Raw genomic sequence first — 13,003 nt, forward strand, 5'->3', positions numbered from 1 at the left:
TGACGACTGGTCCGCCGAGAGTGGTGGTGAGTCCTTGTCCCGCCAGTCTAGGCACTCATCCAGTCAGGCGAGGCCGGTTACGCCGAGGTACGCCCTCCAGAGGTCGCCTCCGACGGCCAGGCCCAGCCCTGCGCCGGCGAGCATGAACGGGCCGTGGGGGACGCTCGCGCGACGGCCGGCGCCCGCGAAGGCGACCAGGCCGAGCCCGACGACAGCACCGATGACGAAGCCGGCGAGCAGCCCGGTCACGGTCGAGCCCCAGCCGAGCCAGCCCAGCACCAGCCCGAGGACCGGCGCCAGGGCGACGTCACCGAGCCCCATGCCGCGTCCGGCCGTGGCGAGCCAGATCCCGCCATAGACGGCCAGCCAGAGCACGGCGGCGAGCAGCGCACCCGGCAGCGGCTGCGGGCCCCTGACCCACACATCCAGCAGGAGCAGCAGCGAGCAGCCCATGCCTGCAGTCGCCGTGATGGCGAACGGCAGCCGCTGGTGCTCCAGGTCGATGACGAACAATGCGACGCCGGCGCCGGCGAGCAGGAGCAGGGCCGGGAGGTACGCCGCCGGGCCGGTCACCGCGGCCAGCGCGGCGAACGCGAGCCCGGTGGCCAGCTCGACGAGCGGGTAGCGCACGGACACCGGCGCCGCGCAGTGGCGGCAGCGCCCGCGCAACAGCAGCCACGAGACGACTGGCACGTTGTCGCGTGCGGCGACGGGCCGACCGCACGGCGGGCAGCTGGAGCGGGGACGGACCACGGAGAGGCCAGCCGGCACCCGGTGCACGACGACGTTGAGGAACGAGCCCACCAGCAGGCCGAGCAGTCCACATGCGGCCACGAGCAGCCCCGTCATCGGAGGGCCTCGAGACGCGTGCGGAGCGCCGCCCGCTGGGCCGGCTCGACGCTCGCCACCAGCTCGTCGGCCAGAGCGTCCGGAGCCAGCTCGGTCCAGGCGCGGCGGCTTAGCTGTCCGCGGGCCAGCTCCCACCGGAGGTCCGCTGCGGTGAGGCCGGTGTCGCCGGCGGACACCGCCTGAGACACGAGAAAGGCCTCGAAGGTGGCGAGCTGGGCACGGCGCAGCTGGTCGGCGGCGTCGTGCGCGAGGTCGGCGGCCGCCATCGCCTGCGCGACCGCGGCGCAGTCCGCGGCGACGTCGCGCAACTCGCGTAGCAGCGCCTCCGCGCCTCGGGCGGCCCGGGCTGCCCGCGCGGAGACCTCAGCACCCGGTCCGCCGACGGAAACAAGGTGGTCCAGAGCGCTGAAGCGCTCCGCGAGCAGGGCCGCGACGGAAGGCCCGAAGGCGTCGCCGAGCGCGGCCCGGGACCGGGCGATCAGGCTCCTGCCGTCCGCAACTGGCTGGTCGACCCGCAGGAAGGCGTCGCGCACGACGTGGGCGACGGTGTCGAGCTGCGCCCCCGGGTCGGGGACGCTCGCCAGTCCGCTCTCCCAGAGGAGGCAGTGCAGCGTGGCGAGATCGGCCGCCCACTGGGTCTGAACTGCAAGCCGGACATCGCCTTCCGCGGCCAAGGCGCGCGAGCGGGCCTGCCAGACGTCCGCGGCGCGCTTCGCGGACGCCGGGCCGGCAGGCGTCGGCGCCGCGGCGGCGGGAGGTGTCTCGGGGGTCGTGGCGGTCATCGACGCTGTCCCCTGCGGCGTCGCGGCTCGACAGTCGGCTCGGGAGCTGCAGGAACGGGCAGCACCATCGGCTCGCCCGCGTCGTCTGCGGGCTCGGCGCGTTCGGGGGTCGTCACAGGGGGCGAGGCGACCGGCGGCCGCTCCGCGCGTGCCCGGGGCAGGGGGACACGCGCCAGCTCGCCCGGCTCGACGAGCCGGTCCAGGGCGGCGTCGACCCGGGCCAGGAGCCGCTGGGCCATCGGGTCCTTGCCGAACGCCAGCCGCAGGCCCTCCACGGTCGCCGCAATGCGGCGTACGTCCTCGTGCGGCCGGGCGCGGGCGGCCACGAGCTCGTCGGTGAGCTCGGCCACGCGGCGTACCTGCTCCTCGAGTGCGGCCTCGAGGACCCGGATGTGAGCGCGGGTCGTGCGGGGATCGGCCGCGTCCGTGCCCGGCGCTGCCGGGGATACGACGTCGGCGGTACGACGCCGCGACAGCAGGCGGGCACCGAACGGTGCCTTGGCGCCGTAGGGGACGACGAGCTGGGCCATCTCACTCCGCTCCTGGTGTGTTGTTCGGGGGGCACCTGGTTCATCGGCATGCCGGGACGGTGCCTTGAGGCCCGGCCGGCGATTGCTCGAGAGCCGGTCAGGGCCGGGGAGCCGGCGGCATGACGAACATGTCCCCGGTGACGGTGGTGAGCAAGAGGCCCGGCCCGCTGCCGGTGCTGACCGACAGCGAGGTCACCAGGTAGGCGCGCGGCATCTCCTCCAGGTTGTCCAGCAGCAGCTGGGTGGCGGAGTAGCCCGCCTCCACGGTGATGGTGACCGTCTGGCGAGCCAGGTCCGCGGAGGTGGAGGCGGCGGGCAGGCCGACCCCCTCCGCCTCGGCGGCACCGAGCATCGGGGCGGTCGGCGCAACGGTGGTCACGTTCCCGGGGGCGATGCCCGCCCGGGCAGCAGCCCCGCTGACCTGCCGGAACAGTCCCGGCTGGTCCGCCGTGCGGGGGAACAGCTCCTCCAGCGCCCGATCCTGGTCGGCGATGGCGGGCAGCTCCTGCTCCTGCTTCTTCAGGGCCGCGAGCTGGAGCCGGAGCAGGTCGTTCTGGTCGCTCATGTCGGCGATCGCCGCGCGGGTCTCGGAGATCGCCTCTGCCTGTGGCCCCAGCACGAGGAACCAGCTGGCGACCACGATGCCGAGGAGGGCGAGTGCGCCGAGCACCTTGGTCCCGGCGGGTGAGCTGAGGTTCATCGCTCGTTCCTCTCGTGCAGGAGGGTGTCCAGGTCGTGGTAGCGGCCGGTGAAGGCGCTCGGGGACAGGCCGACCGTGCCGGTGAAGGAGACACGTGGGCCGTCAGCCGTGGTCGTGGTCGAGATGAACGGCTCCACGAAGATCCCGCTGCGGCCGAGGTCGACCACGAGCTGGCCGACGGCGTCGCGGCTGGCCGCGGTGCCGGACAGGGTCAGGCAGCCGACCACAGGGCGGGTGCCGAACGGGTCGGGGCCCGGGCACGCCGAAGCCACGGCACCGGTGGAGGGCGCCTCGGCGGCCGCTGCGCCTGTCTCGCCGGCCGGCGCGGCCGGCGTTGGTGGCGTGAGCGTCACCGCGATGTTGGTGAGCGCGGCGTCGGCAGGCGTCGCCATCGACAGCTCGGAGAGCACCCGGGAGAACCGCACCTCGTCCCCCATCGCCTCGGTGACGGTCTGCTTGCGCTTCTCGACGGCCGTGACGAAGGTGCGGACGGGGGCGAGCTGCGCGGTCTTCGACGCCAGCGTCGCCCGCTCCGCCTCCGCGATGGACAGGAGCTGCCCCGCCTGGCCTGCGCGCAGGTGCTGCAGCCCCCAGCCTGCTGTGAGCAGCGCTGCGAGCACCACCGCGCCGACGACGAACCGGAGGCGGAGCCGACGGGTCGCGAGCGCCTCGAAGCTCCACTGCGAGAGCAGGTTGACGGTCGGGGTGGGGGCCTCTCGGCGGCGGGCCCTCGCCCGGCTCATGCGGCACCGCCGAGGGCGAGGCCGACGGCGAGGACGGAGCGGAGCTCGGCCAGGTCGTCGACGCGGGAGCCGCGGCGGGCACGCAGGTCGCCCGGCTCCTCGAGGTGCACGACCGGCACGCTGAGCACCATCTCGGCCAGGTGTGGCAGGCCGCCCAGGCGGGCACCGCCGCCGGTCAGCACGACGCGGTCGAGCTGACCGGCGGGGTCCTCGTGAGCGTCCAGCGAGAACGCCAGCGTGGCACGGATCTCCTCGACGAGCTCGGCGGCGAGGTCGGTCAGCAGGTACTGCGCCGGGTGGTCAATGGAAGCGGGCTGGTCGGGGTGCCGGGCCGAGGAGAGCAGACCGGCGGCCACCTTGGTGCGCTCGGCATCCGCGCGCTCCCACCCGAACTTCTCCTGAAGCGCACGGGTGAGGTGGGCGCCGCCAAGGCCCTGGAGGAACCGGACGAACTGCGGCCGACCCGAGCTGTGGACGGCCACGGTGACCGTCTCGGCGCCGATGTCGACGACCGCCTCGGTGCCGGTGCCGGCGCCGGTCGCGCGGGCCAGGGCGAGGGGCGCAAGGTCCGCCCGGACCACGCGCAGACCGGCCGACTCCGTGGCGCGCACCAGGCCGTCGACGAGCTGCTGCGGCGCGGCGACGAGCAGGATGCGCGCGACTCGGCGTACGCCCTCGCCCTGCTCGCGGGGAGCCTCGAAGTCGTCGAGGAGGACGTGGTCGAGGTTGGTCTGGTCCATGGGCAGCGGCACCACGTCGGCCACCTGGTAGCGCAAGGCCTTGCGGAAGTCTGCCTCGGGCATCCAGTCGAGGTCGGCCTGCCGGACCACGACGCTGTCGTCGGCGAGGCCCAGGGCGACCTGCTTGCTCGAGAACTTGCCGCGGGACCACAGCTGCTTGAGGGCGACACCGAGCGCCTCGGGGTCCACGACCTCGCCGGCACGGACGGTGCCGTCGGGCAGGGTGGCCGCGGCGAAGCGGCGGAGCTGCGGGCCACGGCGCCCGTGGGCGACCTCGGCGGCCCTGATCCCGGATGTCCCGATGTCCAGGCCGATGACGGTGGGCGGCATGTGCTTCCTCACGTGGAGACGACGAACGCTGCCGGCGGCAGCACTGATGTCATCGGTGGCGGGTCGGAGCGACTTGAGGCCCGGGTCGGGAAATGTCACGGCCCAGCGAAGGTCGGCCCGAGGGGTTCAGCGCCGGGTCCGTCGTGCCGATGCTTCTGGCGTATCCCTCCCCGTCCGACCGGAGCCCCCGTGACACTGCAGATCGCGCCCTACCTCAACGCCGTCGTCGTCAACCGCGGCTCCGACCTCCACATCAAGGCCGGCGGCCCGCCGAGGATCCGGATCTCGGGCTCGCTGGTGCCACTCCAGGTCGACCCCCTGACGGCCGACCAGTCGTGGGAGATCATCCGCGAGACGATGCCGGCCGAGGTGGCGGAGGAGTTCACCGCCACGAACGAGGCCGACTACGCCCTGCACGTGCCCGAGATCGGCCGCTTCCGTGTCAACGCGTTCCGCACGCGCGGCACCGTGAGCTCGGTGCTCCGGCTCGTGGGCGACGAGCCCGTGCCCCTGGCGCAGCTCGGCGTGCCCGACGTCGTACGACGCCTCGCGCTCGAGCCTCGCGGACTGGTCCTGGTGACCGGGCCGACCGGCTCTGGGAAGACCACCACCCTCGCCGGCATGGTCGACGCCGTCAACGAGTCGCGCGCCGTCCACGTGCTGACGCTCGAGGACCCGATCGAGGTCGTGCACCGCGACAAGCTGGCGAGCGTCAGCCAGCGTGAGGTCGGCACGGACACGAAGGCGTGGAGCACCGCGCTCCGAGCGGCCATGCGCCAGGACCCTGACGTCATCCTCATCGGCGAGATGCGGGACGCGGAGACGGTGAAGGCCGCGCTGGCCGCTGCCGAGACAGGGCACTTCGTGATGTCGACGCTGCACACCACCGACGCCACCGAGACGGTCAACCGGATCATCGACTTCTTCCCGCCGCACGAGCAGAAGCAGGTGCGGCTCGGCCTCGCCGCCTCGCTCCGCGGCATCGTCTGCCAGCGGCTGGTGCCACGCGCGACGGGCGAGGGCCGGGTCTGCGCCATGGAGATCGCCGTCAACACCCCGCGCCTGGCCGAGGCGGTGGCCGACCCCGAGAAGACCGACACGCTGCAGGATGTCGTGGGTACAGGGGGGTACTCGGGAATGCAGACCTTCGACCAGCACCTGCTCCAGCTCGTGCTCGAAGGATCTGTGTCGATCCAGGACGGCAGGCTCGCCTCCTCGAATCCGCACGACTTCTCCGTCATGCTGAAGAGGGCCGGGATCGACCCGAGCCTGGTGGACGGTGCGACGACAGGGTGATTCTCGTGAGCAGAAGCCGCAAGGGCGCAGGCAGCGCCGAGCGCCGACGGTCCATCACGGACGCCGTCCCCTCCCCCCATCTCGCCGAGCTGTCGCTCGACGAGCTGCGCGCCTACCGCCGACGCCTCACCGAGGAGGAGGACAGGGTCTCCTACTGGCGGCGCCTCGCGCACGCGCGCATCGATGTCCTGGAGGCCGAGGCGGACACGCACGGCACCCTGAGGATGGAGCAGCTGGTCCGCGTGCTCGGCGACACCGGTGCCGGCAACACCCGCACCGCCCTGGTGAGCATCTCGGCCGCCGAGCCGCTGCCCGAGCTTCCGGTCCTCGAGGAGATGTGGGTGACCGAGATCGACCCGGACGACGAGGAGCAGGTCGCGGACGCACTGCGCCGGATCCGGGAGGCCGAGAAGCAGCTCACCGACTATCGCCGCGCCCTGCACGAGCGCATCGACGAGGCGACCGGTGAGCTGATCAGCCGCTATCGCGCGCAGCCGTCCCTGGCGCTGGACCTGTTGCGGGACTGACCCTTCCCCGGGCTCAAGTCGGCCCCTCGATCGGCCGATGACGTGGATGTCCCGTCGTCCACCGAAAGAGCCGCCCCGATGCGCGTTGCCGATCGAAGCGCCACAGTCACCGCCCTGCTCGACCAGGGACTTCTCGACGCCTCCGGGCTGGACGTGGCGACCCGGCTCTCAGAGGAGCGGGAGCATGGGCTGCTCGAGACGCTGGTGGAGTCCGGCACCATCTCGCGCCGTGACCTTCTCCGGGTGGCGGCACAAGCCGCCGGGCTCGCGTTCGTGGAGCTCGCCGAGCTGTCCATCAGCCCTGCGGCGGTCGCGCTGGTGCCGGCGGACTTCGCCCGGCGCTCCTGCATCCTGCCGATCTCGCTGCTGGGCGACGAACTGCAGGTAGCGGTCGGCATCCGCAAGGCCGGCGACCTCCAGCTCAAGGACGACCTCACGCGCCTGACGCGGGCGCGGGTCCGCTTCGTGGTTGCGGACCGCACCGAGATCGAGGCGAAGATCGACCAGGTCTACCGGGCCGAGGGCGAGCTCGCCGACCTCACCTCCGACCTCGTCACCGACGAGCAGGCGGAGGCGGACCTCTCCGGCTTCACCGAGGTCTCCGAGGACGCGCCGGTCGTCCGGTTCGTCAACCTGCTCATCACCCAGGCCATCACCGACCGCGCGTCGGACATCCACATCGAGCCGACCGAGCACGACCTGCGGGTGCGCTACCGGATCGACGGGGTCCTGCACGACGCCCACCGCTCCCCCAAGAACATCCAGCACGGTGTCGTCTCCCGGCTCAAGATCATGGCGGACATGAACATCGCCGAGCGGCGCGTCCCCCAGGACGGCCGGATGTCGGTGAGCCACCAGGGCCGCAAGGTCGACCTGCGCATCGCGACCCTGCCGACGGTCTGGGGCGAGAAGGTGGTGGCACGCATCCTGGACAACGGCACGACCCAGCTTGGTCTCGACGACCTCGGCTTCGGCGAGGCGAACGCGGCGCGCTTCAAGGCGTCGTACACCAAGCCCTACGGGATGATCCTGGCCACCGGTCCGACGGGCTCGGGCAAGTCGACCACGCTCTACGCCACGCTCAACCAGCTCAACAGGACCGACGTCAACGTGATCACCGTCGAGGACCCGGTGGAGTATCGCCTGCCCGGCATCAACCAGGTGCAGACCAACGCCAAGGCCGGACTGACCTTCGCCTCGGCACTGCGCTCGATCCTGCGCGCCGACCCGGACATCGTGCTGATCGGAGAGATCCGCGACCACGAGACCGCGCAGATCGCGATCGAGGCCGCGCTCACCGGGCACCTGGTGCTCTCGACCCTGCACACCAACAACGCCCCCTCGGCGGTCACCCGGCTGGTGGAGATGGGGATCGAGCCGTTCCTGGTGGCCTCGGCGGTGGACGTCGTCGTGGCCCAGCGCCTGTGCCGTGCCCTGTGCGAGCGCTGCAAGGAGGCCTACGTGCCCGAGGCGGAGGAGCTCCGCATGGTTGGCTTTCCCTGGGAGGAGACCGACCCGCTGCCCACCCTCTACCGGCCGACCGGCTGCACCGTGTGCGCGGAGACCGGCTACCGCGGGCGGATGGCGCTGCACGAGGTGATGTCCATGAGTGAGGACATCGAGCGGCTGGCCGTGGCGCGCGCGTCCACCGAGGAGATCGGCCGCGTCGCCAGGGCCCAAGGCATGGAGACCCTCCGGCTGGACGGCTGGGCGAAGGTGAGCTCCGGACTGACCTCGATCGAGGAGATCCTCCGCGTCGTCGCGTGATGCCCTCGCTTCCGCGCTCAAGGAGGCTCCTCCGGCTGCCGATATCCAGACCAGACGCCTCGTGATCCCGAGGTACGACGAGAGTAGGAACGCGTGACCCAGCACCTGACCACCGACTCCCCCGGTGAAGGCCTCACCCTCGCGGCGTTCGGCCTGGCGCCGACGACTGCGGCGGCCCCGGCACCCGCAGCAATGCCGGCGGCCCAGCCGCTGGCCGCAGCGGTCGACCCGGCCGACGAGCGCATCGTGCTCGACGACCTCCTGCGGCACGTGCTCGACGTGGGCGCCTCCGACCTCCACCTGACGGTCGCCGCACCTCCGACTGTGCGCGAGGGCGGCCGGATGGCCCCGGTGCCCGGCTACCAGCCGCTGACCGCCGAGCAGCTGCAGCAGATGCTGTACGGCGTGATGACGGGGCGCCAGCGCAAGGTGTTCGAGGAGGAGCTCGAGCTCGACTTCGCCTACGCGCTGCCAGGCGCGGCGCGGTTCCGCGTGAACGTCTTCCAGCAGCGCGAGGCCATGGGCGCGGTCATGCGCGTCATCCCATGGGATATCAAGCCGCTGGACGGTCTCGGCATGCCGCCGGTCATCGGCAGCTTCGCCGACCTCAAGCGGGGACTGGTCCTGGTCACCGGCCCCACCGGCTCGGGCAAGTCGACCACGCTCGCCGCCGTCATCGACCAGGTGAATCGCACCCGCAGCGGGCACATCATGACCATCGAGGACCCGGTCGAGTTCCTCCACGAGCACCGCGGCTGCCTCGTGAACCAGCGCGAGGTCGGCCAGGACACGCACGGCTTCCGGACCGCACTCAAGCACGTGCTCCGGCAGGACCCCGACGTGATCCTGGTCGGCGAGCTGCGCGATCTCGAGACGATCTCGGTCGCACTCACTGCCGCCGAGACCGGCCACCTGGTGTTCGCCACCCTGCACACCCAGTCGGCGCAGGACACGATCACCCGTGTCGTCGACGTCTTCCCGGCCGACCAGCAGGCGCAGGTGCGCACCCAGCTCGCCGCCACCCTCCAGGGGGTCGTCTGCCAGACGCTGGTGCCCACGCGGGAGGGAAAGGGCCGGGTCGCCGCCGTCGAGGTGATGGTGTGCAACTCCGGCATCCGCGCGCTGATCCGCGACGGCAAGCTGCAGCAGATCCAGGGCGCCCTCCAGGCCGGTGCCCGCGAAGGCAACCAGACGCTCAACGCCCACCTCGCCCAGCTGGTGCGGGCCGGTCGGATCGCCCACGAGTCCGGGCTGGAGCACTGCTCCAACCGCGAGGACTTCCTCACCCTGGTCGGCGCCGGCACGTCCGGCCCGCTGGCCTGAGCCCGGAAGGAACGCGACACACCATGTCGACCACGTACGCCTACAAGGTCCGGGACAGCACCGGCAAGTTCGTCGAGGGGAAGGTGGACGCCGCATCCGAAGCGGCCGTCGCCGACAAGCTCCGGACGATGGGCTACCACCCGCTCGAGGTGAAGGCCACCAACACCGGCATGCAGCGCGAGGTCAACATCGGCTTCCGCAAGCGGGTGAAGCTCAAGGACCTCGCCGTGTTCTCTCGCCAGTTCGCGACGATGATCGACGCCGGGCTCACCATGCTCCGCGGCCTGACGATCCTCTCCGAACAGGCGGAGAACCCCGAGCTCGGGCGCGTGCTCAAGCTCGTCCGACAGGACGTCGAGGCCGGCCAGAGCCTGTCCTCCGCCTTCGCCCGCCACCCCGACGCCTTCCCGAAGCTGATGGTCAGCATGACCCGCGCCGGCGAGGCCGGCGGCTTCCTGGACGTCGCGATGCGCCAGATCGCCGACAACTTCGAGGCGGAGGTCAAGCTGCGCTCCAAGATCAAGGCGGCGATGACCTACCCCGTCGTCGTCTTCGTGCTGGCGATCCTGATGTGCGTCGGCATGCTCGTCTTCGTCGTACCCGTCTTCGAGGGCATGTTCGCCGACCTCGGTGGCGAGCTGCCGCTCCCCACCCAGATGCTGGTGGTGCTGTCCCAGGCGATGCGGTTTCTACTGCCCGGCCTGATCGTCCTGACGGTGGCCGGCATGGTCGCGTGGCGGCGCTACGGCAAGACGGCACGCGTGCGGAAGGTCGTCGATCCCCTGAAGCTGCGGATGCCCGTCTTCGGCAAGCTCTTCAGCAAGATCGCGCTGGCCCGCTTCGCGCGCAACCTGGGCACGCTGCTCAGCTCCGGCGTGCCGATCCTGCAGTCCCTCGACATCGTCGCGGAAACCACCGGCACAACCGTGATCGCCCGTGCGCTCGAGGACGTGCGCGAGTCAGTACGCCGCGGCGAGTCGATCGCAGGCCCGCTGGCCGGCCACGAGGTCTTCCCGCCCATGGTCGTGCAGATGGTCGCCTCGGGCGAGGAGACCGGCGCCATCGACCAGATGCTGCAGAAGATCGCCGAGTTCTACGACGGCGAGGTCGAGGCCACCACGGAGGCGCTGACCGCACTCATCGAGCCCCTGATGATCGCCTTCCTCGGCGGCATCGTGGGATCGATGATCATCGCCCTCTACATGCCGATCTTCAAGGTGTTCGAGCTCATCGGCTGAGGGTCGCCCGGCTTTACCCAATGTGCTCGTTGTGCGCCCCGGACCGCGGTTGTTTGACTGACCCCATGACCACGCTGCCCCTTGTGGAGACGCCGCGGATCCCGGTCGTCACCAGCTACCACGGGGTGGACGTCACCGAGGAGTACCGATGGCTGGAGGACGGGACCTCCGACGACACCATCGCCTGGACTAAGGCGCAGCACCATCTGACACGCACCTACTACGACGCTGTGCCGTGGCGGGACACGCTGCGGGCTCGTGTCGAGCAACTGTTGAAGGCCGAGAGGACGACCTACAGAAGTCTGATGTCGGGCGGAAGCACCTATTTCGCGCTGAAGGAACAGACGCCGCGGCAGCAGCCGTTTGTGGTGGCGCTCACTGATCTGGGCGACACCGCGGCTGAGCGCATCGTCGTGGATCCGAATGCCATCGACCCGTCGGGCGAGACCGCGATCGACTGGTTCGTCCCGTCCCCGGACGGCGGCCGGGTGGCGGTCTCCCTGTCGGAACACGGCACCGAGGACGGGTCGCTGCACGTCTTCGATGTCGAGACCGGGGAGGTCCTCGACGAGCCGATCCCCCACGTGAACCTGCTGGGCGGCTCGATGGCCTGGCGCCACGACGGGTCAGGGTTCTGGTACACCCGCTGCGCAGACCCCGCTGGATTCCGCCAACAGGTCTGGTTGCGCGAGATCGGCGGAGCACAGCACCGCCTGGACGTCGCAGAAGGATTCGCTGACGAGGTCATCGCGGAGAACGTCCTGTCCGCGTCTCTCGACGGCCGTTGGCTGATGGACCGGGTGCAGAAGGGTGACGGGGGTGACTGGCAGGTCTTCATCCGCAGCCAAGATCCCGACGGCGCGTGGTGGCAGCTGGCGGACATCCCCGACAAGTGCGCGTACGCCGTGCTCGGCAGCGACGCGGTGTACGTGCTGTCCCGGCGGGACGCTCCGCACGGCAAGGTGCTGCGACTTCCGCTGACCGAGGGTGCCACGGTCGCAGACTCCAGGGAGATCGTGCCGCCGAGCCACCTGGTCATCGAGGACTTCGCGGTGACGCACGGCACGCTCTGGGTCGCGGACATGGACGGCGGCCCACAACAGCTGCGGGCGTTCGACCTCGACGGTGGGCTGTTGTCCACTCCTGAGATTCCACCGGTGAGCTCGGTATCGTCGTACTTCGCTCGCCTCTCCCGGCTGGGCCCGGATCGGATTGCCTGGAGGTGTGAGTCCTTCACCGAGCCGCCGACCTGGTGGGTAGCGGCTGATGGAGAGGCGCCTCGACCCACAGCACTGGCGACGACCAGTCCCGTCGACCTGTCCGGCTACGAGGTGACCCGCGAGTTCGCGGTGTCGCGAGACGGCACCCACGTACCCCTCAACATCATCGCCGCGCCCGGCTCCCCACGAGACGGGACGGCGCCGGCGCTGCTGACGGCGTACGGCGGCTACGGGATCTCGCTCGTGCCGACGTTCGACCCCGAGCGGCTGCTGTGGCTCGAGCAGGGTGGAGTTCTCGCGATCGCCAACATCCGCGGCGGTGGCGAGTACGGCCAGGAGTGGCACCACGCGGGTCGACTCGCCACCAAGCAGAACTGCTTCGACGACTTCATCGCGTGCGCGGACCACCTGAACGACACCGGCATCACCAGTCGTGGCCGGCTGGCGATCATCGGCGGCTCCAACGGAGGCCTCTTGATGGGCGCGGTGCTCACGCAGCGACCGGACATCGCCCGCGCGGTGGTGGCGGCTGTGCCGGTGATGGACTCGTTGCGATCCGAGACCACCACCAACGGGAAGTTCAACACGACCGAGTTCGGCACAGTGGAGGATCCGGAGACGTTCACTGCGCTTCTGGCCTACTCGCCCTACCACAACGTCGTGGACGGGACGAGATACCCAGCAGTGCTGATGACTGCAGGAGAGAACGACACCCGGGTCGATGCCTGGCATGCCAAGAAGATGACGGCTCGACTCCAGGCGGCCACGTCATCGGGTCAACCCGTGCTGGTGCGGTTGGAGGCCACCGGCCACCTGACCGGATCGCTCGACCAGTCAATCGAGGAGACCACCGATATCTACACCTTCCTCTTCGACCAGCTGGGTCTCGGCTCCCAGCTCGTTGCCGCCAAGAGACAGGCCACATCCTGAGCGCACGGTCGCTTGCTCCGAGACGAGC

General features: G+C 70.9%; 12 protein-coding genes. 6 read left to right on the forward strand and 6 right to left on the reverse strand.

Features of this window, described 5'->3' with window-relative positions; translation table 11 throughout:
* Nucleotides 1-63: 63 nt before the first annotated feature.
* The 6 genes from DDE18_RS16040 to pilM form a co-directional block, all read right to left on the reverse strand.
* Nucleotides 64-849: a prepilin peptidase gene (locus DDE18_RS16040; RefSeq protein WP_116573293.1), complete on the reverse strand. Its 786-nt coding sequence runs from the start codon at nt 847-849 to the stop codon at nt 64-66.
* Nucleotides 846-1,631: a hypothetical protein gene (locus DDE18_RS16045; protein ID WP_116573294.1), complete on the reverse strand. Its 786-nt coding sequence runs from the start codon at nt 1,629-1,631 to the stop codon at nt 846-848. Before DDE18_RS16045 ends, DDE18_RS16040 begins: the two co-directional genes overlap by 4 nt.
* Nucleotides 1,628-2,161 (reverse strand): hypothetical protein, encoded by a 534-nt coding sequence (locus DDE18_RS16050; protein ID WP_116573295.1) that lies wholly within the window; start codon nt 2,159-2,161, stop codon nt 1,628-1,630. The genes DDE18_RS16045 and DDE18_RS16050 overlap by 4 nt, the downstream gene beginning before the upstream one ends.
* A 97-nt stretch (nt 2,162-2,258) precedes the next feature.
* Nucleotides 2,259-2,861 carry a hypothetical protein gene (locus DDE18_RS16055; protein WP_116573296.1) on the reverse strand — a complete coding sequence of 201 codons (603 nt, stop codon included), beginning with the start codon at nt 2,859-2,861 and terminating at the stop codon, nt 2,259-2,261.
* Nucleotides 2,858-3,604 carry a PilN domain-containing protein gene (locus DDE18_RS16060; protein ID WP_116573297.1) on the reverse strand — a complete coding sequence of 249 codons (747 nt, stop codon included), beginning with the start codon at nt 3,602-3,604 and terminating at the stop codon, nt 2,858-2,860. Before DDE18_RS16060 ends, DDE18_RS16055 begins: the two co-directional genes overlap by 4 nt.
* The gene (gene pilM, locus DDE18_RS16065) at nt 3,601-4,674 is read right to left on the reverse strand and encodes a type IV pilus assembly protein PilM (RefSeq protein ID WP_116573298.1); all 1,074 of its coding nucleotides are present in this window, start codon (nt 4,672-4,674) and stop codon (nt 3,601-3,603) included. Before pilM ends, DDE18_RS16060 begins: the two co-directional genes overlap by 4 nt.
* Before the next feature lie 189 nt (nt 4,675-4,863).
* Between pilM and DDE18_RS16070 the strand changes: the two genes are divergently transcribed.
* The 6 genes from DDE18_RS16070 (at nt 4,864) to DDE18_RS16095 (ending at nt 12,975) form a co-directional block, all read left to right on the forward strand.
* Nucleotides 4,864-5,970 (forward strand): type IV pilus twitching motility protein PilT, encoded by a 1,107-nt coding sequence (locus DDE18_RS16070; protein WP_245916764.1) that lies wholly within the window; start codon nt 4,864-4,866, stop codon nt 5,968-5,970.
* A gap of 5 nt (nt 5,971-5,975) precedes the next feature.
* Nucleotides 5,976-6,497: an RsiG family protein gene (locus tag DDE18_RS16075; RefSeq protein WP_116573555.1), complete on the forward strand. Its 522-nt coding sequence runs from the start codon at nt 5,976-5,978 to the stop codon at nt 6,495-6,497.
* Between the two features lie 78 nt (nt 6,498-6,575).
* Nucleotides 6,576-8,264, forward strand: a complete 1,689-nt coding sequence (locus DDE18_RS16080; RefSeq protein WP_116573299.1) for a GspE/PulE family protein — start codon at nt 6,576-6,578, stop codon at nt 8,262-8,264.
* Nucleotides 8,265-8,357: 93 nt separating this feature from the next.
* Nucleotides 8,358-9,587: a type IV pilus twitching motility protein PilT gene (locus tag DDE18_RS16085; protein WP_245916765.1), complete on the forward strand. Its 1,230-nt coding sequence runs from the start codon at nt 8,358-8,360 to the stop codon at nt 9,585-9,587.
* 23 nt (nt 9,588-9,610) lie between these two features.
* Entirely contained in the window at nt 9,611-10,825 is a 1,215-nt protein-coding gene (locus tag DDE18_RS16090; RefSeq protein WP_116573300.1) for a type II secretion system F family protein, read from the forward strand.
* Between the two features lie 65 nt (nt 10,826-10,890).
* The gene (locus tag DDE18_RS16095) at nt 10,891-12,975 is read left to right on the forward strand and encodes a prolyl oligopeptidase family serine peptidase (RefSeq protein WP_165821197.1); all 2,085 of its coding nucleotides are present in this window, start codon (nt 10,891-10,893) and stop codon (nt 12,973-12,975) included.
* Nucleotides 12,976-13,003 lie beyond the last annotated feature (28 nt).

The organism is Nocardioides gansuensis, from assembly GCF_003076135.1.
Lineage (GTDB): Bacteria > Actinomycetota > Actinomycetes > Propionibacteriales > Nocardioidaceae > Nocardioides > Nocardioides gansuensis.